Annotated in this window: 20 protein-coding genes; 14 read left to right on the top strand and 6 right to left on the bottom strand. The window is 70.7% G+C overall.

Translation table 11 applies throughout. From position 1 onward, the window contains the following. Positions 1-51: 51 nt before the first annotated feature. Both U8525_RS29795 and U8525_RS29790 read right to left on the bottom strand, forming a co-directional pair. Positions 52-624, bottom strand: coding sequence for a class I SAM-dependent methyltransferase (locus U8525_RS29795; protein ID WP_374270087.1), 573 nt, complete (start codon positions 622-624; stop codon positions 52-54). Positions 625-655: 31 nt separating this feature from the next. Beyond that, positions 656-1,459, bottom strand: coding sequence for a prolipoprotein diacylglyceryl transferase (locus U8525_RS29790; protein ID WP_374270086.1), 804 nt, complete (start codon positions 1,457-1,459; stop codon positions 656-658). A gap of 533 nt (positions 1,460-1,992) precedes the next feature. Between U8525_RS29790 and U8525_RS29785 the strand changes: the two genes are divergently transcribed. Both U8525_RS29785 and U8525_RS29780 read left to right on the top strand, forming a co-directional pair. Beyond that, on the top strand, positions 1,993-3,405 hold the full coding sequence (locus U8525_RS29785) for a S8 family serine peptidase (RefSeq protein ID WP_374270085.1): 1,413 nt from the start codon (positions 1,993-1,995) through the stop codon (positions 3,403-3,405). 58 nt (positions 3,406-3,463) lie between these two features. Then, positions 3,464-3,925: a hypothetical protein gene (locus tag U8525_RS29780; protein ID WP_374270084.1), complete on the top strand. Its 462-nt coding sequence runs from the start codon at positions 3,464-3,466 to the stop codon at positions 3,923-3,925. Positions 3,926-4,243: 318 nt separating this feature from the next. Here U8525_RS29780 and U8525_RS29775 read toward each other — a convergent pair whose 3' ends face one another. Then, complete coding sequence (locus U8525_RS29775; RefSeq protein WP_374270083.1) at positions 4,244-4,846, bottom strand: malonic semialdehyde reductase; 603 nt, start codon at positions 4,844-4,846, stop codon at positions 4,244-4,246. Positions 4,847-4,977: 131 nt separating this feature from the next. On the opposite strand from U8525_RS29775, the gene U8525_RS29770 reads away from it, so the two are divergent. After that, positions 4,978-5,367 carry a winged helix-turn-helix transcriptional regulator gene (locus tag U8525_RS29770; protein ID WP_374270082.1) on the top strand — a complete coding sequence of 130 codons (390 nt, stop codon included), beginning with the start codon at positions 4,978-4,980 and terminating at the stop codon, positions 5,365-5,367. A gap of 27 nt (positions 5,368-5,394) precedes the next feature. Here the strand turns inward: U8525_RS29770 and U8525_RS29765 are convergent, their stop codons facing one another. The 3 genes from U8525_RS29765 to U8525_RS29755 form a co-directional block, all read right to left on the bottom strand. Then, positions 5,395-6,141: an SDR family oxidoreductase gene (locus tag U8525_RS29765; protein ID WP_374270081.1), complete on the bottom strand. Its 747-nt coding sequence runs from the start codon at positions 6,139-6,141 to the stop codon at positions 5,395-5,397. A 155-nt stretch (positions 6,142-6,296) separates the two neighbouring features. Then, positions 6,297-7,514: a PLP-dependent aminotransferase family protein gene (locus tag U8525_RS29760; RefSeq protein WP_374270080.1), complete on the bottom strand. Its 1,218-nt coding sequence runs from the start codon at positions 7,512-7,514 to the stop codon at positions 6,297-6,299. Between the two features lie 2 nt (positions 7,515-7,516). Continuing rightward, the gene (locus U8525_RS29755) at positions 7,517-7,987 is read right to left on the bottom strand and encodes an Lrp/AsnC family transcriptional regulator (RefSeq protein WP_374270079.1); all 471 of its coding nucleotides are present in this window, start codon (positions 7,985-7,987) and stop codon (positions 7,517-7,519) included. A 347-nt stretch (positions 7,988-8,334) separates the two neighbouring features. Between U8525_RS29755 and U8525_RS29750 the strand changes: the two genes are divergently transcribed. The 11 genes from U8525_RS29750 to U8525_RS29700 all read left to right on the top strand — a co-directional run bounded on the left by U8525_RS29750 (position 8,335) and on the right by U8525_RS29700 (position 22,421). Beyond that, entirely contained in the window at positions 8,335-9,033 is a 699-nt protein-coding gene (locus tag U8525_RS29750) for a TetR/AcrR family transcriptional regulator (RefSeq protein ID WP_374270078.1), read from the top strand. Positions 9,034-9,042: 9 nt separating this feature from the next. Beyond that, positions 9,043-10,038, top strand: a complete 996-nt coding sequence (locus U8525_RS29745) for a 3-oxoacyl-ACP synthase III family protein (RefSeq protein ID WP_374270077.1) — start codon at positions 9,043-9,045, stop codon at positions 10,036-10,038. Positions 10,039-10,077: 39 nt separating this feature from the next. After that, entirely contained in the window at positions 10,078-11,634 is a 1,557-nt protein-coding gene (locus U8525_RS29740; protein ID WP_374270076.1) for a long-chain fatty acid--CoA ligase, read from the top strand. A gap of 57 nt (positions 11,635-11,691) precedes the next feature. Next, positions 11,692-12,747: an alpha/beta hydrolase gene (locus U8525_RS29735; RefSeq protein WP_374270075.1), complete on the top strand. Its 1,056-nt coding sequence runs from the start codon at positions 11,692-11,694 to the stop codon at positions 12,745-12,747. Positions 12,748-12,876: 129 nt separating this feature from the next. Further along, on the top strand, positions 12,877-14,862 hold the full coding sequence (locus U8525_RS29730) for an esterase/lipase family protein (protein WP_374270074.1): 1,986 nt from the start codon (positions 12,877-12,879) through the stop codon (positions 14,860-14,862). A gap of 514 nt (positions 14,863-15,376) precedes the next feature. Continuing rightward, positions 15,377-16,114 (top strand): response regulator transcription factor, encoded by a 738-nt coding sequence (locus tag U8525_RS29725; RefSeq protein ID WP_374270073.1) that lies wholly within the window; start codon positions 15,377-15,379, stop codon positions 16,112-16,114. Then, positions 16,111-17,559 carry an ATP-binding protein gene (locus tag U8525_RS29720; RefSeq protein WP_374270072.1) on the top strand — a complete coding sequence of 483 codons (1,449 nt, stop codon included), beginning with the start codon at positions 16,111-16,113 and terminating at the stop codon, positions 17,557-17,559. The genes U8525_RS29725 and U8525_RS29720 overlap by 4 nt, the downstream gene beginning before the upstream one ends. Positions 17,560-17,605: 46 nt before the next feature. Next, positions 17,606-18,952 (top strand): efflux RND transporter periplasmic adaptor subunit, encoded by a 1,347-nt coding sequence (locus U8525_RS29715; RefSeq protein WP_374270071.1) that lies wholly within the window; start codon positions 17,606-17,608, stop codon positions 18,950-18,952. 57 nt (positions 18,953-19,009) lie between these two features. Continuing rightward, entirely contained in the window at positions 19,010-19,756 is a 747-nt protein-coding gene (locus tag U8525_RS29710) for an ABC transporter ATP-binding protein (protein ID WP_374270070.1), read from the top strand. Beyond that, positions 19,753-20,985, top strand: a complete 1,233-nt coding sequence (locus U8525_RS29705) for an ABC transporter permease (protein ID WP_374270069.1) — start codon at positions 19,753-19,755, stop codon at positions 20,983-20,985. The genes U8525_RS29710 and U8525_RS29705 overlap by 4 nt, the downstream gene beginning before the upstream one ends. Then, positions 20,985-22,421 (top strand): TolC family protein, encoded by a 1,437-nt coding sequence (locus tag U8525_RS29700; RefSeq protein ID WP_374270068.1) that lies wholly within the window; start codon positions 20,985-20,987, stop codon positions 22,419-22,421. The genes U8525_RS29705 and U8525_RS29700 overlap by 1 nt, the downstream gene beginning before the upstream one ends. Positions 22,422-22,546: the final 125 nt, after the last annotated feature.

Here is a 22,546-nt window from a genome sequence, read left to right as displayed (position 1 = left end):
CGTGACAGACCCTCGGGACGTGCCTGACCCGCCCCCTCCGGGGCCCGGTCCTCAGGGCCGCCGTGCGAAGATGAACTCGCCCACGCCGCCCAGGCGCTGCTCGCGCTTGAGGATGTGGAAGCCCGCGCGCTCCACCAGGCGGAAGGTGTCCCGGTTGAGGCGGCAGCCGCCGGACAGCCGCCGCCACGCGGGCGTCAGCAGGTCCTGCGCGGTGGCCACGGTCCGGTTGGGGGCCCGCACGTGCTCCAGCAGGCGCAGCTCCCCGCCCGGCCGCAGGACGCGCATCACTTCGGACAGCGCCGTGGCCGGCGCGTCCACGCAGCAGAACACCAGGCTGGACACCACGGCGTCGAACGAGCCGTCCGTGAACGGCAGCGCCTGCGCGTCCGCCTGGAGCAGCGCTACGCCGCTGCGCCGCGCCCGGGCTCGCACCAGCGCCTCCAGGTCCACGTCCACCGCCGTCACCGACGAGACCGTGTCCGGATAGCCGGGCAGCGCCAGGCCCGTGCCCGCGCCCACCTCCAGCACCTTGCCGGAGAGCCCCTCCACCAACTGCCGCCGGGCGGCGTTCAACCCCGCCCAGCCCAGCGGCGCCATCAGTGCGTCGTACGCCAGTGCCCTCACGCGCAAGACCTCCTCGAGCCAGACGTGGACGCTACCGCGCCGTCTCCACCCGGCCCTGCGGCGCGGGCGGCTTCTGGGAGGACGCGCTCGGCGCCTGCTTGCGCAGGAGGCCCCACAGCCCGTACGCCACCAGCAGCAGGCTGCCGTACTGCGCCGGCGTCATGCCGAAGTAGCGCGCGTCCACGTAGGACAGGTCCGTGGCCCGCAGGAAGTCCAGCCCGAAGCGGCACGCCGCGTACAGGATCGCCAGCAGCGGCAACAGCCGCCCCTTCAACCTCGGCATGTCCCGCACCGCGTACAGCAGGCCGGTGAGCGCGAAGAGCACGATGGCGTCGTAGAAGCCCAGGTCGTGCCGGTTGCCGTTGGGGAACTGCACCGCCAGGAAGAAGTCCGTCAGCCGCCCCGGGTGGTCGTGCACCGCGAAGCACCCCAGCCGGGCCACCGCCCAGCCCGGCGCCACGCCCAGCGCGAAGCTGTCCGCGTAGTCCCCGAAGCGCAGCTTCTTCATCCGGAAGAACACCACCGCCGCCAGGATGCCGCCCAGCAGGCCTCCGAAGGACGACAGGCCGTCCCAGAAGCGCAGAATCTGGAACGGGCTCTTGGACAGCTCCTCCGGGTGGTAGAAGAACAGGTGCACCCAGTGGCCGAAGAGCATGCCGGCCGCCACCCCCCACATCGCGAAGTCCGCCAGCGGGTTCGGGTCCAGGCCCTCGCGCTCCGCCTGCTTCGTCAGCAGGCGGGCGGCCAGCAGGATGCCCGCCGCCACGAAGACATTGAAGGGGTTCAGCTCCACGGGCCCCAGCTTGAACGAGGGGGCGTGCCAGTAGGGAATCAAGGGGGCTCCAGGAAGGCCAGGATCCGCGCGGACGACTTCCGGGCGGATGGAACGCGAACAATCGGCGCATCCCGGGCTTCCCTCCACCTCTTTTTCACCCTCCCGCCCGCCGGGCGCGCAAGCCCCACCCGGACGCCCTCTCGCGCCCCCGCCCCTCCTGCCTGCCCCTTCCCCACATCTGGTGGCGGACAGTGCCCGTGTGCGCCGCGCGCCACTGGCCTCACCCTCAGGAGGGAATCCGTTGTGTTTCAGGAGGTTCGGGGAAGCCGAGCGAGGACCGAGACACCAGACAAGGGGTGTCTATTACGGGAATCCCGTGATTTTTTGTCAGGGGGGCGCGGTCAAATCCCCTGACGCAACCCCCGGCCGGGGGAGAGGGGAGGGCAGACGATGAGACGGCTCCGGGCGACGCCCGTGAGCCCGACCCACCGGATCCGAAGGGGCTTGTCAGGGTCCCCAGGTGGGCGCGGTCGTAGCGCGGGTGCTCCCCCTTCGGGGCCCGGCGCGGATTGAGCGGTTCAAGGAGCACACCCATGAAGTCTTTCCTGTTGGTCCCCAAGGAGTCCATCGAGACGCAGGCCCGGCCCGGAGTGCGTGGCACGGCGCAGGGCGAGCGCGTCCTCAGCCGCAGCACCGCGCTGCGCTTCAGCGCGGCCCAGAAGGCGCCGGAGGCCCTCACCGCCCTCGGCCTGCGGTCCGCCACGCTGCCGGGCATGAAGCCCGCCGTCAGCGGCCAGGAGCCGCGTGCCCGCAGGAGCGCTCGGGGCAAGAAGGCCGCGAGGCAGGCGGACGCCACCCCGCTGCCCGGCGCGCCCGTGTCCGAACCCACCGGCGCGGAGGCCGGCAGCTACCGGTTCATGCCGCTCATCGGCGCCACCATGGCGCACTTCTACTCCCCGGACGCGGAGACCGCGGCCCGCGGCGAGCTGGCGGACGAGTTCGAGTTCATCCCGGACGTGGTGCCCCTGTCCTTCCCCGGTCCGGTGTCCGCCGGACAGACGGGGCCGCGCAACCGCGGCATGAGCTCGCTCGCGCAGCGCGAGTGGCCCGACGAGTCCGGCGTCCCCCTGGCGCACGCCCAGGGCATCCGGGGCGCCGGGGTGATGCTGGGCATCCTGGACACCGGCGTGGACGCGGACCACCCGGAGCACGCGAGCAAGACCATCCAGTTCCGCTACGTCTCGCTCTTCCCCAACTCGCCGCACAACCCGGCGCGGGACGTGCGCGGCTTCGACCCGGACGGCCACGGCACCCACGTGTGCGGCATCGCCGCGGGCGTGCACCACGGCGTCGCGCCGGAGGTGGACCTCTACGCCGCGTCCGTCATCGAGTCGGAGACCATCCGCACCAGCCTGGGCCGCGTGGCCGCCGGCATGGAGTGGCTGCTGCACCAGTTCAGCCGTCCGGAGAACGCGTCGCGCCCCGCCGTCGTCAACCTGTCGCTGGGCTTCCCGCTCCAGCCGCCCCCGGGCATCTCCGAGGCGGACTACCTGCTCAACCAGCGCGCGCTGCAAGCCATGCTGCGTCGGCTGTTGGACAGCAACATCCTGCCCATTGTCGCGGCGGGCAACAGTGGACCCAATACGGTTGGTTACCCAGCGGCCTTTCCCGAGGCACTGGCTGTGGGGGCAGTCGACTTCGAGCGCAACGTGGCCACCTTCTCCGCCAGCGGCGCCGTGGGGCGTCGCGTCGTACCCGACGTCATGGGCTACGGGGTGAATGTGTATTCGTCTACTGAACGTCGCTGCAACAATCAGGCGTTCTACGAACGAATGAGTGGCACGAGCATGGCGGCGCCGTATGTCGCAGGCATTGCCGCGTTGTATCGTTGCCGGGCCCCTGACTTGACGGCGTTGGAAGTGAGAGATTTGATTCTGGCCAATGCCATCAAGCTTCCTCGCTCGGCGAACCACCGGACGGGGAAGGGCCTGGCTGTTTTCAGGTGACGTGGTCGTTGCCGGGGCCGGTGCCACGTGAGCACCGGACCCGGGGAGGATGTGAGCCATGCGCAGGAAGAATGGCGTGCCGGGCGGAGCTCAAGAGATTTCGGCCCGGATGTCCTCCGTCGCCGCCGTGCGTCCGCTGCCGGGCAGCGGGGGCACGGTGCGTGCGTTGCCGGGCGCGGGGGGCCTGGAGCGTGACGCGCAGCCGGGCGGCGACATCGACGTCACGGTGATGCCCCGGGAGCCGGTCGCGCCAAGGGGCGCGCCCGCGTCCGCGCGGGCACCCATGCGTTCACGCGCGGAGGTCTTCAAGGAAGGCCAGGCGGAGAACGCCCGCTTCCGCGAGAGCTTCATGCGCTGGTTGGAGGCACACCAGCTGGTGGGCGCCGTGCGCGCCATGAGCGAGCCGGGCGGTTCCCTGCCCATGCTCCACCTGAGGTGCGCCCCGCGCGTGCTGGACCAGCTGCGCCGCGCGCCGGAGTTCGAGGCGGGCACGATGATGCCGCTCGAACAGCTGTACTAGCTCGTGCCACCGCGATCGCCTCCCGTCACAAGCCTCGCGCCACCGCGGCGCGACCGGCATGCTCCCGTCAGCCTTCCCGGCCCCGCTTCCCGTTGAACGGAAGGCGGCCTCCGGCGGTCTAAAAAACCGCCTCGCGAAGGGCGGGCGCCCGCGTCGGGGGCGCTCGCGCTGTCGCACCGGAAGACGCTTGCTCGCCGGATTCACCCCTGTGGAACCGACGGCGGAGCGGCTTCTTCCTGATTAGCATAGAAAATCAGGATTGTGACCGCCTAATGCCATTGAACGAGGGGTCAGGCGCGCTGTCTGGGATTGGATGTGTCACTCCATCCGGCAGGCATCCTCGAAGGACAGCCGCGGGTTGCGCGGGAAGAGCCCGGCCTTGTCGCCGTAGCCCAGGTTGACGAGGAGGTTCGACTTCCAGCCGGTGCCCTGGAGGAAGGCCTCGTCCACCCTGGCCTTGTCGAAGCCGCCCATGGGGCCGCAGTCGAGCCCCAGCGCGCGCGCCGCCAGGATGACGTAGCCGGCCTGCAGGGTGCCGTTCATGAACGCGGCCTGCTCGCGCGCCTCCGGCGTCATGGCCGCGAAGACGCTCTTCATGTCGCGCGACGGGAACAGCCTGGGCATCTGCTCATGGAACGCGGCGTCGTACGCCACGATGACCGTCACCGGCGCCTGCATCGTCTTGTCCACGTTGCCCGGGGACAGCGCGGGCTTGAGCCGCTCCTTGGCCTCGCGGCTCCTCACGAACACCAGGCGCACCGGCTGGCTGTTGACCGCGGTGGGGGCCATGCGCGCCAGCTCGTAGACCTGGCGCAGCGTCTCGTCCTTCACGGGCCGGTCCTGCCAGGCCGGGTACGTGCGGGCCTCCGTGAAGAGCTGCTCCAGCGCGCCCGCGTCCAGGGCCGTGGTCGTCGTCGCCATGCGTGTCGTCCTCCGTTGCGAACACCTCATGGCTAGCCGCGTTACTTTTATTTCGCAAGTAACTTCTAAAAAGTAAGTAAATGCGGACGGGCGGGGGCGGGCGCTATACTCGGGGTGGAGGCGACCTCGCGATGCATGACGACCCGCGCCCGCTGTGTAGCCGGTTCCTGGCGGCGGCCGACCTGTTGGGTCGGCGCTGGACGGGCATCATCCTGCGCATCCTGATGGACGGGCCGTGCCGCTTCGGGGAGCTGACGGAGCGCATCGGCACCATCAGCGAGCGCGTCCTGTCGGAGCGGCTCAAGGAGCTGGAGGCCGAGGGCATCATCGAGCGCCACGTCGACCCGGGACCGCCCATCCGCTCCGAGTACCGCCTGACGGAGAAGGGCCAGGCGTTCTGGAAGGTCATCGACGAGCTGGGCCGGTGGGCGGAGCGCTGGGTGGACGTGAAGCCCGCGGCGCCCAGGGCCGCGGGCGCGAAGGCCACGCGGGCCGCGCCCCGGAAGCGCAGGAGCGCCTGAGGGCCGGGGCGAGGTCCCGCGGACGGCCTAGAAGTTGTGACCGCCGTCCACGTCGATGGTGCGGCCGTTGAAGTAGTCGCACTCCACGATGAACTTCACGGCCTGCCAGATGTCCTCCGGCTCGCCGATGCGGCCCACCGGGATGGCGGCCACCAGCGCGTCGCGGGCCTTCTGGTTCATGCCCTGCGTCATGGGCGTCTCGATCATGCCCGGGGCGATGGCGCCCACGCGGATGCCGAACGGCGCGAACTCGCGCGACCAGGTGACGGTGTTGGCGGCGAGCGCGGCCTTGGCGGACACGTAGTTGGACTGGCCGCGGTTGCCGTGCCGCGCGATGGACGACATGTTCACGATGACGCCCGGGCGCTGGTCCGTCTCCACCATCTTGGAGACGACCTCGCGCACCATCAGCGTGGCGCCGGTGAGGTTCACGCCGATGACGGCGTTCCAGTCCGCCGTGGACAGCTTCTTGATCTGCCCGGTGGTGCGGTCCTTCTTCACCAGCAGCGCGTCGCGCAGGATGCCCGCGTTGTTGATGAGGCCGTTGAGGCCGCCCATGGCGCCGTGCGCCCACTGCACGAAGTCCGTGACGTCCTGCTCGTTGGACACGTCCAGCTTGCGGCGGTGGATGCCCGCCGGCAGCGCCGCGAGCTTCTCCTCGTTGACGTCGCCAACGGCCACCTGGCCGCCCGCCTCGCGGATGCGCTGGGCGAAGTGCGCGCCCATGCCCTGCGCGCCGCCGGTGACGATGATCTTCAGGTCCTTCAGCTGCATGTGCCTCTCCTGGGCGTCTAGGGAAAAACGCGCGCAAGGGTACGCACACCGCGCGGGCGCTGGCCAGCGCCGCGGAGGCTGAAACCTGAATCAAGCTTCAACTCCTCATGAGGCCCGCGCCCCCGACGCGGTGCGTTGGGGGCGGGGCCTCGGGGCTACAGCGCGTCGGCGATGACGGAGCCCAGCCGGCGCATGCCCTCGGAGATGAGGTCGGGCGGGCGGTTGGAGTAGTTCAGGCGCATGAACTGGGGCTTCTGGTCGTTGGCGAAGAAGGGCGCGCCGGGGACGAAGGCGACCTTCTGCTCGACGGCGCGGGGCAGGAGCGCGGCCGCGTCCAGGCCCTGGGGCAGCTCCACCCAGAGGAACATGCCCCCGTCCGGCCGGGTCCACTTCGTGCCCTGGGGCATGTGCTGCTCCAGCGCGGCGAGCATCGCGTTGGCGCGCTCCGAGTAGATGGGCATCAGCGCCTGGATGTGGCCCGCGTAGTCGAACGTCTCCAGCAGCCGCGCGGTGGCGCGCTGGGCGAGCGTGGCGGTGTGCAGGTCGGTGGCCTGCTTGGCGATGGTCAGCGGCTTGAGCAGCGCCTTGGGGCCGCTGATCCAGCCCAGGCGCAGGCCCGGGGCCAGCGTCTTGGAGAAGGTGGACAGGGACAGCACCACGCCCTGGTCGTCCAGCGCCGCCAGCGACGGCAGGTGCACGCCCTTGAAGCGCAGCTCGCCGTACGGGTCGTCCTCCAGGATGAGGAAGTTGTGCTGCTGCGCCAGCCGCACCAGCGCCTTGCGGCGCTCCAGGGACAGGGTGGTGCCCTTGGGGTTCTGGAAGTTGGGGATGACGTAGAGCAGCTTCGGCTGGCGCTTCTTCAGCAGCTCCGCCAGGTCATCCGTGTCCATGCCCGCGTCGTCGCTGCGCACGGTGGCGAACTCCACCTCGTAGCCGCCGAAGGTCTGGAGCGCCGCCAGGTAGCTGGGGTCCTCCACCACGACGAGGTCGCCGGGGTCGAGCACCACCTTGCCCACCAGGTCCAGGCCCTGCTGCGAGCCGCTGGTGATGAGCACCTGGTCCGCGTGGACGCGCTGGCCCTTGCGGGTCAGGTGCGCGGCGATCCACTCGCGCAAGGGGGCGAAGCCCTCCGTGGTGCTGTACTGGAGCGCGGGGCGCCCTTCCCGCGCGAAGGTCTCCTCGAACGCCTTCGCGATGACGTCCACGGGGAAGAGCTCCGGGGCGGGCAGGCCCCCGGCGAAGGAGAGGATGTCCGGGCGCTCGGCGATCTTGAGGATCTCACGCACCGCGGACGTCTTCATCCGGGACATGCGCTTGGACAGCCGGTAAGCCATGGGAGGGGGCAGGGGGGCACTCATCGCGTCCGCGCTCATGTTCATTCTCCGTTCAGCAGCTCGTCCGGGACACGCACGTGCGTGTCCTCCTTCAAGGTCGACAGGACGATGGTGGTGTTCGTGCGGGTGACGCCCGGGATGGTGCGCAGCGTCTCCACCAGCAGCGAGTCCAGCGTCCGCGTGTTCGCGGTCTTCACCTTCAACATGTACGAGTCCTGCCCCGCGACCCGGTGGGCCTCCAGCACGTCCGGCAGCTCCGCCACCTTCCGCGCGAAGCCCTCGAAGTGCTTGGGGTGCTCGATGCTCACCCCGATGAAGGCGGTGATGTCCTTGCCCAGCTGCGCCGCGTCCACGCGCGCCGTGTAGCCGGTGATGATGCCCCGCTCCTCCAGCTTGCGGATGCGCTCCGCGACCGCCGGCTGGGACAGCTTCACCCCACGCGACAGCTCCAGCTGCGTGGCCCGGCCATCGCGCTGAAGCATGTCCACGATGCGATAATCCAGGGCGTCCATGGGGCTTGGGACCTTATTTTTATAAGCAGTATTGGCTGTCGACGGTGAAGTTATATGCACTTGTTCGGAAGTGCAAGTCCGTTTGCACGCAAAAGGGTTGATGCTGGCGAAGGGTCGTCCACCCGACGTCCGGGGGCTCCCGAACCGTCGGGCAGAAGGTGGTGGTGCCTCCGCCGCCGGGCACTCCTCCCGAGGGGAAGGGTGGGCCCGGTGGACACTTCCCCGCTCCCGCTCCGAGCGTGTCCCTCGAGATGTTTGACGCTTCGCGTTCGTGTCTGTCTTTGACGCAAGGAGCCATCCATCCGCTTTTGACAGGGCGGTCGGCCGGGTGTTACCCGTCCTGAAAGATGAATCGCCCTTCAACTTCAGAACGCGTCCCCGTCACGCCGCGCGGTCAGCGGACGCGGCAGAAATTGCTGAAGGCGGCGGAGGCGGTGTTCGGCGACAAGGGCTACGAGCGCGCGTCCATCGCGGACCTCACGCGCAAGGCCAGCGTCGCGCTGGGCACCTTCTACGTGTACTTCCCGGACAAGCAGTCCATCTTCGTGGAGGTGGTGGACGAGCTGGGGGCGCGCCTGCGCCGCCTCATCGCGGAGTCCACGGCCGCGTGCACCACGCGGCTGGAGGTGGAGCGCGAGGGGCTGCGCGCCTTCTTCCAGTTCGTGCGCCAGCACCCCAACCTCTACCGCGTGGTGCGGCAGGCGGAGTTCGTGGACGCGGACTGCTACCGCCGCTACTACGACCGCTTCGCCAGGGGCTACGTGCGCGGCCTCACGCAGGCCATGGACCAGGGCGAGGTGCGCCGCATGGATCCGGAGGCGCTCGCCTACTGCCTGATGGGCATTGGCGACTTCCTGGGCATGCGCTGGGTGCTCTGGGAGGAGGACCCGGGGCTGGAGCGCGTGCTCGACACGGCGATGGCGCTCCTGTCCCACGGCCTGACGCCCCACCTCCAGGCCGTCCCGCCCCCGAAGCCCGCCGCGAAGTCGCCGAAGCCCACCCCCCCGAAGTCCCCTCGTCGTCCGTCACGCGGTCCCCGGAGCTGAGACACCGTCATGCGTTACGCGAACATCCTGTCCACCGGCCGCTACGTCCCCGAGAAGCGCCTCACCAACGCCGACGTGGAGGAGATCCTCGGCGAGAAGGTGGACGAGTGGCTCCAGCAGAACGTGGGCATCCGGCAGCGCCACGTGATGGCGGACGACCAGGCCACCAGCGACCTGGCGGTGGCCGCCGCGAAGGAGGCGCTGGCCCGCGCGAAGGTGGACCCCAGGGAGCTGGACCTGGTGCTCGTGGCCAGTGACACGCCGGACTACCTGAGCCCCGGCACGTCGTCCGTGGTGCAGGCCAAGCTGGGCGCGGTGAACGCCGGCACCTACGACATCAACGCCGCTTGCGCGGGCTGGGTGACGGCGCTGGACGTGGCGTCGAAGACCCTCGCCACGGACGACAGCTACCAGCGCATCCTGGTGGTGGGCGCGTACGGGATGACGCGGTACGTGAACTGGAAGGACAAGAAGACCTGCACGCTGTTCGCGGACGGCGCGGGCGCGGTGGTGCTGGGCGCCTCTGACAAGCCGGGCTTCCTGGGCGCGAAGCTGCTCGCCAACGGCGAGTACCACGACGCGCTGGGCATCTACACCGGCGGCACCCACCGTCCCGCCACGGCGGAGACGCTGGCGCTCACGGACGGCAAGCCGGCGGTGCAGTTCGTGCGCAAGTTCCCCTCCACGTTCAACACCGAGCGCTGGCCCATGCTGCTGGACGCGCTGCTCCAGCGCGCGGGCCAGACGCTGGACGACGTGAAGCTGTTCGTCTTCACGCAGCTCAACCTGCGCACCATCGAAGCCACCATGAAGGCGCTCCGCCAGCCCATGGAGAAGGCGCACTACACGATGGACAAGTGGGGCTACACGGGCTCCGCCTGCATCCCCATGACGCTCGACGACGCGGTCGTGCAGGGCAAGGTGAAGAAGGGCGACCTCGTGGCGTTCTGCGCCAGCGGCGGTGGCCTGGCCATGGCGTCCGCCCTCTACCGCTGGACGGCCTAGTCACCCTCCACCCGCCTCATTCAGACAGGAGCTCTTCGCATGTTCATCGGAGACTGGATGGGGCGGGGCGCCCTCTACTGGCCGGACGCGGTGGCCGTGGTGGACGTGGCCCGCGGGGACGCGGGCCGCTTCACCTACCGGCAGATGAACGCGCGCGCGAACGCGCTCGCGGGTTGGCTGCGGGACGTGGCGGGCGTGCGGCGCGGCGACCGCGTGGCCATCGTCGCGCACAACGGCGTGGAGTCCCTGGACGCGCTGTTCGCGTGCGGGAAGCTGGGCGCCATCTTCGTGCCCTACAACTGGCGGCTGCACGCGGCGGAGCTGGCGGAGGGCGTGCGCGCCATCCGCCCGCGCGTGCTCCTGTTCGGGGACGACTTCAAGGCCGCGGTGGCCCAGGTGCGCGAGCACGTGGGCGACGGCCTGCGCCTGGTGTCGCTGGAGGCGCAGGGCCTGCCGGGCGCGGAGCCGTATGAGAAGGCCGTGGCGTACGCGCCCGCCGCTCCTGTGACGAACGACGCGGTGAGCGAGGAGGACATCCTCTGCCTGCTCTTCACCGGCGGCACCACCGGCCGCGCGAAGGGCGCGAGGATCTCGTACCGCATGGTGGCGTGGAACACGCTCAACACGCTGGTGCATGAGCTTCGCCAGGGCGACGTGACGGTGACGCACACGCCGCTGTTCCACACGGGCGGGCTGCTCGTCTACACGCTGCCGCTGCTCACCGTGGGCGGCACCGTGGTGCTGATGCGCCGGTGGGATCCGGACGAGATGCTGGGCCTGGTGGCGAAGGAGAAGGTGACGCTCTTCTTCGCGGTGCCCACGCAGTACCAGCAGCTGATGGACTCGCCGCGCTGGAGGGGGACGGACTTCTCCTCCGTGCGCTTCGTGACCAGCGGCGGGGCGCCCCTGCCGGTGCCGCTGCTCCAGGCGTGGCAGGCGGTGCACCCGGTGCCCTTCAAGCAGGGCTTCGGCATGACGGAGTTCGGCCCGGGCATCTTCAGCATGGGGCCGGAGTTCGCGGTGTCCAAGGCGGGCTCCATCGGCCGGCCCAACTACTTCATCGACGCGAAGCTGGTGGACGACGCCGGCCACGCGGTGCCCGTGGGCGGGGTGGGGGAGCTGGTGCTGAAGGGGCCCTCCGTGTGCTCCGGCTACTTCGAGGACGACGCCGCGACGAAGGAGGCCATCGACGCGGACGGCTGGTTCCACACCGGGGACCTGGCGCGCGTGGACGCGGACGGCTTCTTCACCATCGCGGGCCGCAAGAAGGACATGTTCATCTCCGGCGGAGAGAACGTGTACCCGCTGGAGCTGGAGACCGTCCTGTACGAGCACCCGGCCGTGCAGCAGTGCGCGGTGGTGGGCGTGCCGGACGCGAAGTGGGGCGAGTGCGGCCGGGCCTACGTGGTGCTCAAGCCGGGGGCCGAGGCCTCGCCGGAGGCGCTGCTCGAGCACCTCAAGGGCCGGGTGGCACGCTTCAAGGTCCCCAAGCGGGTGGAGCTGGTGGGGGCCCTGCCGGTGTCCCCCGCCGGGAAGATTCTCAAGCGCGAGCTGCGCGAGGCGGCCATCGCCGCTGACGCGCGGGCCGCGTCGTGACGCACGGGGCTTCTTCTTTCAGGTTCAAGCAACGCAAACCCAACCAGGAGCGCGCACATGGCTGATTCATCCAGGAAGGTCGAGATCCGCGACATCCCCACGCAGCGGCTCCGGGTGCGCGCGCGGCTCGTGGGCGAGGAGGGCTTTCCCGTCATCTTCGTGCACGGCAACTGTTCCTCCTCCGCGTTCTTCGAGTCGCTGATGAAGACGCTGCCCGAGGGCTTCCGGGGCATCGCGCCGGACATGCGCGGCTACGGCCACACGGAGGAGAAGACCATCCACGCCACGCGCGGCATGCGCGACTTCAGCGACGACCTGGCGGCGCTGATGGACGCGCTGTCCCTGAAGCGCGCGGTGTTCGTGGCGCACTCGGCGGGCGCGGGCATGGTGATGCAGCTGTCCATCGACCACCCGGAGCGCGTGGCCGGCCTGGTGGTGGAGGCGCCGCTGTCGCCCTACGGCTTCGGCGGCACGCGCGACGCGGACGGCACGCCGTGCTGGGCGGACTTCGCGGGCTCCGGCGGCGGCACGGCCAACCCGGACTTCGTGCAGCGGCTGAAGAACAAGGACCGCTCCACGGAGTCGCAGACGTCGCCGCGCAACGTGATGAACGGCTGCTACGTGAAGCCGCCGTTCCGCCACCCGGACGAGGAGCTGCTCCTGGACTCCGTGCTGGACACGCACGTGTCCGACGCGCTGTACCCGGGCAACTTCACGAAGTCGCCGAACTGGCCGGGCGTGGCGCCGGGCACCACGGGCATGAACAACGCGATGGCGCCCGCCTACTACAACACCTCCTCCTTCGCGACGCTGACGAGCGGGCCGGACGTGCTGTGGATCCGCGGCGCGGACGACGCCATCGTCTCCGACACGTCCCTGTTCGACTTCGGCTTCCTGGGCAAGCTGGGCGCCGTCCCGGGCTGGCCCGGCGACGAGGTGTATCCGCCGCAGCCCATGGTGTCGCAGATGCGCAAGGTCATGGAGCGCTACAAGGCCAACGGCGGCCGCTACCGCGAGGTCGTCCTCCAGGACACGGGCCACAGCCCGCACCTGGAGAAGACGCAGGAGTTCCAGGACCTGCTCGTCCCGTTCCTGCGCGAGCACGCCCGCTAGCCGTCCCTGACGCACCCCGAGTCACGCGAGGGCCCTCCGGGGAGCCCCTGGGGCCCGTCGTGTGTCCCGTGCGTCCACGCGCTGTCGCAGTCCGCTGTCGCCGCACCCTTCACCTACCCGGAGGTCCGCATGCGAAGCACCTGGAGTCTGTCGCTCACGGCCGCATTGCTGATGGCAGGTTGCGGGGCCGAGAACCCCGCGGAAGCACCCCCGGTTCAAGAGGCCGTCGGTACGGCCGAGGCTCCGCTGGACGCGGACCTGGCCCCGTACTTCGACGCCGTCCCCACCTTCACCGGCAACTACCGGGTGGTGGGCACGTACACGCCCCCCTCGTGGTCCTGGGGGCAGATTGAGCTGCTGGAAGGCAAGCAGCGCTTCCGCACGGAGTACTACAACCCGCGCACGCTGAAGCTGCGTGACCAGGACACGTACCAGTCCAGCGACTACCCGCTGAAGACGTACTTCGGTTCGCTGAACCAGCAGCTGGTGAACGCGTTCAACCTCTACTACGGGAACAGCTGTGCCACGACGACCGGGGCCACCTGCCCCACGCCCGGCCCCACCAGGCCGGAGGCGCGCTTCGTCCTGCTGCACAAGGGGCGGGCCACCGCGGCGCGCACCTGCGACGTGAACAAGACGCCGACGCTGCTGGTGCACGGCGCCATCCAGGACGCGAACGTGTGGCTGTTCCCCAACGGCAACAACGGCTCGGGCGGCACCTACGACGGCGCGGCGCAGCTGACGGGCATGGTGCAGGACCTGGAGTCGAAGGGCCGCTGCGTGTACGCGGTGACGTTCGGCTCGTTCCACGGCGACAACTTCAACCACGCCATCCACGTGGCCAACGCCGTCCAGCGCATCAAGGCGCTGCACCCGGGCGTGCCGCGGGTGGACGTGGTGGCGTGGAGCAAGGGCGTGCTGGCGGTGGACCCCTGGCTGGCGAACGCGGCGACGTGGGGCGGCTTCAGCACGACGCGCTTCTTCGAGCGGCTGGCCAAGGAGCAGGCGTCGCAGGTGCCGGCGTATGACGACTCGGTGCGCGTGTACGTGCCGCTGTCCGGCCCGCACAAGGGCATCGACCTGAACTTCCGCCACCCCATCCACACGCTGACCATCGCGAGCACGGCCTCCAACGCGCCGGTGGGCCGCGGCCCGATGCCCTGGACGTACTTCTCCGCGTTCCAGTGCGTGACGTTCGGGTATGACGTGCCCTGGTTCAAGAACCCCTACGCGGAGAGCGTGTGCGCGGGCTCCGGCGGCACGTGGCCGGACTACTTCCGCCGCATCTACCTGTCGAACATCACGGGCCTGTCCAGCACGGGCACGCCGGTGTCCAGCAGCACGCTGAAGGCGCTGAACACGAACCAGGGGCTGTCCGCGTCGTCGTTCAACTTCGACGAGTACAACATGAGCCTCTTCGGCTCGGTGAGCGACAGCGGCAAGTACGTGACGGCGTACCCGGGCCAGTTGCAGGCGGCGTACGACCTGCGCGGCACGTACCCGATCCCGGACCGCAGCGCGTCCGCGTGGGACGACATCGATCCGGACGAGAACCGCTACTTCCCCTGGCTGGACACGAAGCTCATCTACAACCCGCTGAACCCCTGGATCGCCGCGGGCTACATGCAGTCGAGCGACCACCGCGTGTGCCGCACGACGGCGTTCGACCCGGCGGGTTCGCCGTGCTTCGCGTTCCACGCGTACAACACGAACATGAACCGGGAGGCGTACGACTCGCTGGGCTACGGCAAGTACCGCATCATGGACGGCCTGGGCATGGCGGCGGCCATGGAGATGGGCGGCAGGTTCATCACGCGCCTGGCGGAGCACGGCCTGGATTCGCGCCTGCCGTCGCTCTATGTGCTGTACGGCACGGCGGGCGGGTCCCAGCCGTTCGAGACGGACGGCATGACGTCCACTACGTCCGCGCTGCGCAGCGACGGCGTGCTCTTCGAGGCGAGCATCGCGGCGATGACCCAGCTCACCCAGGGCTGGACGGCCGCGAAGAGGACCGCCGACGCGAAGCAGGAGGGCATGGCCTATGACCACCTGAGCATGGGCATCACCCCGGCGGTGTGGAACAAGATCTCCGCGCACTTCGCCTCGCGGGATTGATGACGTGACGTGAGGCACGGGCGCGTTCCGCGCGCCCGTGCCTCGCGGGCCAGGGGCGCGGTGGGACGGGAACGCCCAGCAGCGCGCCCAGGTCCCAGGCCCGCCTGTCGAAGGAGTCCTCGCCGGCCACCCCGGCCCGGCGCCTCGCCCACCCTGGAGGCCCTGACGGCCTTCTGCGCGGACCGGCTGGCCCGCTGCAAACGGCCGCGCACCCTGCGGCGCCTGGATGCCCTGCCTCGCACCCCCGCGGGCAGGGTGGACCGGCGGGCGCTCGCCCGGCGCCATGGCGCGGACTGAATTTCGGCCCGTTGCGGCCGTCCCCCTGCATGCCCCTGGGATGACCCGCCGGACCTCCGTCCGTAATATTTCGTCATGCGCCCGTAGCCCCCTGGAAATGTAGGGGTGAGAGGTTGCAGGTCGCGGTCCGGAGGCGGACCGCGGGGGCCGGACTTAACGGAGAGAAGTCCGGGCCCTCGTTCGCCTCCGGTCCGCACCCCACGCGGAGACCCGACCCATGGAGACGACCCCACGCCCCACGACCTCCGAGGAAGCCACCATCCAGGTGCTGCTCGTCGAGGACGATGAACGCCTGGCGCGGCTCACCGCCCGCTACCTCCAGGAGCACGGCATCATCGTCACCGTCTCCGCCTCCGGCACCGACGCGCTCCTCCAGACGTCCCGCCACGCCTTCGACGTCATCCTCCTGGACCTCATGCTCCCCGGCCGCGACGGCCTGGAGGTCTGCCGCGAGCTGCGCACCCGCACGGACGTCCCCATCATCATGCTCACCGCGCGCGGCGAGGAGGCCGACCGCGTCCTGGGCCTGGAGTCCGGCGCGGATGACTACCTGCCCAAGCCCTACTCGTCGCGCGAGCTGCTGGCCCGCATCCGCGCCCAGGTGCGCCGCGCGCGCGGCAAGGTGGGCCCCACCAGCCACCCCGTGCACGCGGGCCGCCTGGTGCTGGACCCCCGCAGCCTGAGCGCGTCCCTGGACGGCAAGCCGCTGTCCCTCACCACCTACGAGTTCAGCCTGCTGCGCGTCCTGGCCGAGCGCGCCGGCCGCGTCCTCAGCCGCGAGCAGCTGCTCGACCTGGTGAAGGGCAGCGCGGACGAGGTGTTCGACCGCTCCGTGGACGTGCACATCTTCCGCCTGCGCCAGAAGCTGGAGCTGGACCCCCGCAACCCGCGCCTGCTCAAGACGGTCCGCGGTGCCGGCTACATGCTGGCCACCGAGACCGAGGCGGAGCCGTGAAGGCCCGCCGCTTCTTCCGCCTCCCCATGGGCCTGCTCCCCCGCATCTACCTGGTGGGGGTCATCCAGATCCTCCTCGTGGGCGTGTCGCTCATGCTCGCGCGAGACCTCTTGCGCAACGAGTCCTGGCGCAACCGCTTCGACGACGAGCTGTCCTACTTCGTCGACGAGTGGTCCGCCCTGCGCGAAGACCCCGCCGCGCTCCAGGCGTCGCTCGACCGCGCCCAGCAGCGCATGGGCATGCGCGTCACCCTGCGCGCCGCGGACGGGGCGCTGCTCGGCAACACGCGGTCGGACCCCGCGCCCGCGCTGAGCCCCGAGGAGCTCTCCGCCGTCTCCTCGCGCGTCACCCGCGGCGGCCCGCGCGGCCCGTTCCCCGGCGCCGGGGGCGGCCCGGGCCGCATGCTGGTGGTGAGCCCCTACCCGGGCCCCGTCCAGGTCTACGCCGCCGTGTCCCTGCCCCCGCCGCCCCCGCCGCCGGACAACGACCGGCAGACGGCCATCATCGTGGGGCTCGTGCTGGCGTGCACCGCCATCACCTCCGTCGTGTTCGCGCGCACGCTCGCGGGCCCGCTGGAGAAGCTGGCCAGCGCGGCTCGCGCGTTCGGCGCCGGCCGGCTGGACGTGCGCGCGGGCCTGCGCCGCACGGACGAGCTGGGCCTGGTGTCCGAGGCCTTCGACGAGATGGCCGGTCGCATCACCCAGCTCCTGCGCTCGCAGAAGGAGCTGCTCGCCAACGTGTCGCACGAGCTGCGCACGCCGCTGTCCCGCATCCGCGTGGCGCTGGACCTGGCCGCCGAGGGCGACGCGCAGACGGCGCGCGAGCTGCTGCCCGACATCACCGAGGACCTGTCCGAGCTGGAGCGCCTGGTGGAGGACGTGCTCACCACGTCCCGCCTGGAGCTGGTGACGGAGGGAGCGAGCGGCGCCGTGCCCCCCCTGCGCCTGGAGCGCGTGGACGCGAACGCGCTGGTGGACAAGGCGGTCGCCCGCTTTCGCACCGCCCGGCCGAAGCACCGGCTGGAGGTCCAGGTGGACGGCGCGCTGCCCACGCTGGAGGCGGATCCCGTGCTACTGCGGCGCGTGTTGGACAACCTGCTCGACAACGCGGGGAAGTACTCCGAGCCCGGCACCACCGTGACGCTGCACGCCCGGTCGGAGGGCGGCGGCCTCCAGGTGGAGGTGCGGGACCAGGGCATCGGCATCGAGGCGCAGGACCTGGCGCGCGTGGGCACGCCGTTCTTCCGCACCGACCGCAGCCGCGCCCGCACCACGGGCGGCGTGGGGCTGGGGCTGGCGCTGGTGCGCCGCATCCTGGACGCGCACCACGGCCTGCTCACCCTGGAGAGCCAGCCCGGCCAGGGCACCACCGCGCGCGTCGTGCTCCCCGGAGTGGGAGCCGCGGACACACCGGGCGGCCGCCTCGCCGCAGGTCATCTTTCGTAATAGAGACGAGATTCGCCGAAACATTTCAAAACGTAGACATAGGGGCATGAAGGCCTTGAGCGAGATGCCGCGGGAAGCGCCGGCCCTGGCGCCGGTGGAGCTGGAAGAGGACGAGGGTCGCAAGCGCGGCATGCCGCGCTGGGCCTGGATCCTGGCGATCCTGGTGGTGGCGGGCGCCGTGGCGTTCTGGCGCGTGCGCGCCGGCCGCCAGGCGGACGCCATCACCTACGAGACGACCCCCGCCGAGGCCCGGAAGCTCACGGCCAAGGTGACGGCCACCGGAAGCGTGGCGGCGCTGGTGACGGTGCAGGTCGGCAGCCAGGTCTCCGGGCGCATCCAGGAGCTGATGGTCGACTACAACTCGCAGGTCAAGAAGGGGCAGGTCATCGCCCGCATCGACCCGCAGCTGGTGCAGGCCGCGCTGGACCGGGCGAAGGCGAACATGACGGCCTCGCGCGCGAACCTCCAGAAGGCGCGCGTCAACGCGGACGTGGCGAAGAAGCAGGCCGAGCGCTCGCGCGAGCTGCGCGCCCAGCAGTTCATCTCCCAGTCCGAGCTGGAGACCGCCGAGTCCGCCGCCGCCAACGGGCAGGCGGAGGTCACCGCCGCGGAGGGCGCGGTGGCCCAGGCGCAGGCCGCGCTCAACGAGGCGGAGGTGAACCTCAAGTACACGACCATCGTGTCGCCCACGGACGGCATCGTCATCTCGCGCAGCGTGGACGTGGGCCAGACGGTGGCCGCGTCCCTCCAGGCGCCCGTGCTCTTCACCATCGCGGAGGACCTGCGCAAGATGCAGGTCAACACCAGCATCGCGGAAGCGGACGTGGGCAAGCTGCAGCCCGGCATGAAGGCCACCTTCACCGTGGACGCGTTCCCGGGGGAGACCTTCGAGGGCACCATCCGGCAGATCCGCAACGAGGCCATCACCGTGCAGAACGTGGTGACCTACCTGGCCGTGCTCGACGTGCCGAACCCGGACCTGAAGCTCAAGCCGGGCATGACGGCCAACGTGACCATCATCACGCAGCAGAAGGACCAGGCGCTGTCCGTGCCCAACACGGCGCTGCGCTACCGCCCCGTGCCGGCGGCGAACGCGCCCGCGCAGGCGCCGGCCCCGCAGGCCCCCGCCGGCATGCGCACCGTCTACGTGCTGCGCCGCCAGCCGGAGCAGAAGCCGCAGCCCGTGGCCGTGAACGTGCGCACCGGCATGACGGACGGCACGTACACGGAGGTGGTGGAGGGTGAATTGAAGGCCGGCGACCGCGTCATCACCGCGGCGAACTCGGCGGCGGGCGCGACGCCCTCCGCGGCGCCTTCCGGCGCGAGCCCCGTCGGCGGCCCGGGTGGCGGCGGCCGGGGCATGGGCGGCGGCATGCGCCGGGGCCCGTTCTAGGCGCGGGCGGCCGCTCCAATCACTTTCGAGGGCAGGGGAAGGGACAGAGGCAGCGAGATGGACTCGGACACGAGGCGGGCTCCCCCCGTCATACAGCTCAAGAACGTGGTGAAGGTGTACAAGTCCGGCGACGTGGAGGTGCGGGCCCTGCGCGGCGTGGACTTCACGGTGGAGCCCGGGGAGTTCGTCTCCATCATGGGCTCCTCCGGCTCGGGCAAGTCCACGCTGATGAACATCCTGGGCTGCCTGGACCGGCCCACCTCCGGTGAGTACCTGCTCAACGGCCGCGAGGTGGCCCGCCTGGACCGCGACGGCCTGGCGCGCGTGCGCAACCGCACCCTGGGCTTCGTCTTCCAGAGCTTCAACCTGCTGGCGCGCACCACCGCGCTGGAGAACGTGGAGCTGCCCATGCTCTACGCGGGCGTGCCCGCCAAGGAGCGCCGCGTCCGCGCGAAGGAGGCGCTGGAGCGCGTGGGGCTGGGGGCCCGGCTGGACCACCACCCGAAGCAGCTCTCCGGCGGTCAGCAGCAGCGCGTGGCCATCGCGCGGGCGCTGGTGGGCCGGCCCCGCGTCATCCTCGCGGACGAGCCCACGGGCAACCTGGACTCGCGCACCACGGTGGAGGTGATGGCGCTGTTCCAGCAGTTGCAGCGGGAGGGCCTCACGCTGGTGCTGGTGACGCACGAGCCGGACGTGGCCGAGTACACCCAGCGCGTGGTGGTGGTGAAGGACGGGCGCATCGTGAACGACAAGCGCCAGACGCCGCACCCGGCGGTGGTGCCCGCCGAGGAGGTGGGGGCATGAACATCCTGGAAACAGTCATCCTGGCGCTCCGGGCGCTCCTGCGCTCCAAGACGCGCTCGGTGCTCACCGCGCTGGGCATCATCATCGGCGTGGGCGCGGTCATCGCCATGGTGGCCATTGGCGACGGCGCGAAGGCCAGCGTGCAGCAGGTCTTCGACTCCATGGGCACCAACCTGCTCATCATCCTGCCGGGCTCGTCCAAGTCCGGCGGCGCGCGCGGCGGCTTCGGCAGCCAGCCCACCATCACCTGGGACGACCTGGAGGCCGTGCGCTCGCAGCTGTCCAGCGTGCGCGGCGCGGCGCCGGAGATGCGCTCCAACGCGCAGGTGTTCAGCGAGGACCAGAACTGGAACACCAGCGTCATCGGCACGACGACGGACTACTTCACCGTGCGCAGCTGGACCATGGCGCAGGGCGTGCACTTCACGGACGCGGACAACGAGGCGGGCGCGAAGGTGGCGGTGCTGGGCCAGACGGTGGTGGACAACCTCTACGGCAAGGGCTTCAACCCCGTGGGGCAGGTCATCCGCATCAACAAGACGCCCTTCACCGTGGTGGGCGTGACGGCGCCCAAGGGCCAGTCCCCGGTGGGCCAGGACTTCGACAACACGGTGTTCGTGCCGGCCATCACGTTCAAGCGCCAGGTGCAGGCGCAGAGCCTGGGCGCGTACATCACCGGCGCGGTGTTCGTGCAGGCCGCCAGCGCGGACCTCACGGCGAAGGCCCAGACGGACGTGACGAACCTGCTGCGCGAGCGCCACCGGCTGAACGAGGACGACGCCAACGACTTCGACGTGCGCAACCTGGCGGAGGTGGCCAGCGGTCAGCAGCAGAGCACGGAGACGATGAGCCTCCTGCTCGCGGCCATCGCGGCGGTGTCGCTGGTGGTGGGCGGCATCGGCATCATGAACATCATGCTGGTGAGCGTCACCGAGCGGACGCGCGAGATCGGCGTGCGCGTGGCGGTGGGCGCGCGGCCGCGCGACATCCTGGCGCAGTTCCTCATCGAGGCGCTGACGCTGGCGGTGCTGGGCGGCGTCATCGGCGCGGCCGTGGGGCTGGGCGTGGCGAAGCTGCTCGCCGCGCAGTTCGGCTGGCCCATGCTGGTCCGCCCTGACGTCGCGCTGCTGGCCATCGTGTTCAGCGGCCTGGTCGGGGTCGTCTTCGGGCTGTATCCGGCGCGCAAGGCGAGCCTGTTGGATCCCATCGATGCACTGAGGTACGAGTGATGCGGTCGCTTCCGTTGACGCTCTCGTTGTGTGTCCTGCCCGTGGTCGCGGGGGCCCAGGCGGCCCAGCCCGACGCCCCGCGCGCGCAGGCCCCGGCCACCCCGCCCCAGGACCCGGCGAAGCCCGTGACGCCCCCGGCCGTGCAGCAGTCCCTGTCGCTGTCCGAGGCCGCCGAGGGGCGCGTCATCACGCTGGCGGACGCGGAGGCCCTGGCGCGTCAGAACCAGCCGTCGCTGCGCTCGGCCCAGGCCAGCACCGACGCGGCGTACGCCCGGGTGGACCAGTCCTTCTCCAGCTTCCTGCCGCAGGTGAGCGCCAGCGCTGGCTACACGCTGGGCACCAGCAACCGGGCCGTCATCCAGAACGTGCCGGGCAGCGACACCGGCGTGGTGTCCAACTCCACGCGGCGCTTCAGCGGCAGCCTCAGCGCCAACCAGCTCATCTACGACTTCGGCAAGACGTCGGGGCGCTACAACGCGTCGAAGGAGTCCGCGGGCGCGCAGGAGGACTCGCAGCAGCAGGTGCTCCAGGACGCGCTGCGCAACGTGCGCTCGGCGTACTTCAACGTCCTCACGCAGAAGGCCCTCCTGGGCGTGGCGCGCGAGACGCTCCAGAGCGAGGAGGCCCGGCTCAACCAGGTGAACGCGTCCGTGCAGGTGGGCTCGCGGCCGGAGATCGACCTGCTCCAGCAGCGCACCGCGAAGGCCAACGCGCAGGTGGCGCTCATCCGCGCGCAGAACGCCTACGCCACCGCGAAGGCGCAGCTCAACCAGACCATGGGCGTGGAGACGGCCACCGACTACACCGTGCAGGACGTGACGGTGGCGGCCATCGCGGGCGAGGACGAGGCGCTGGACGCGCTGGTGAAGCGCGCGCTGGAGGCCCGCCCGGACGTCGCCGCGCGCGCGCGGCAGATCGCCGCGCAGGAGTCCCAGGTGAAGGTGACGAAGGCCGGCCACCTGCCCAGCCTGAGCGCCACGGGCAACCTGTCCGACGTGGGGGAGAACCCCTTCAACGGCGCCACGCTGAGCGCGCAGGGCGGCATCCAGCTGAGCTGGGCGCTGTTCCAGGGCGGGCTCGTCAACGCGCAGACGCGCGAGGCCAACGCCAACCTTCGCGACCTCCAGGCGCAGAAGGACGCGCTCCGGCAGCAGGTGCGGCTCCAGGTGGAGCAGGCCCGGCTCAACGTGGCGGCCACGCGCGAGGCGCTCAGCGCCGCGGACGAGGCCCAGGTGAACGCCCGCGAGCGGCTGCGGCTGGCGGAGGGGCGCTACCGCGCGGGCGTGGGCAACATCATCGAGGTGAGCGACGCGCAGGTGGCCTTCACCAACGCCTCCGCCCAGCAGGTGCAGGCGACGTATGACCTGGCCACCTCCCGCGCGGAGCTGGCGCGCGCCCTGGGCACGGTGGAGCTGGAGACGCTGGCGTCCCGCTAGTGTCAAGGCTCGGCCAATCAGGTCGCTGTTCGGTTCGGCCAATCAGGTCCGGACGTGAAGCGCCCAGGAATCGCGACGGAGTGGACCGCGCGGGTTCGGCCAAACCGGTCCGGCAGGGGCTCCGC

The sequence above is a fragment of the Corallococcus sp. RDP092CA genome, assembly GCF_041903675.1.
Lineage (GTDB): Bacteria > Myxococcota > Myxococcia > Myxococcales > Myxococcaceae > Corallococcus.
This window is presented reverse-complemented; position numbering and strand designations above follow the sequence as displayed.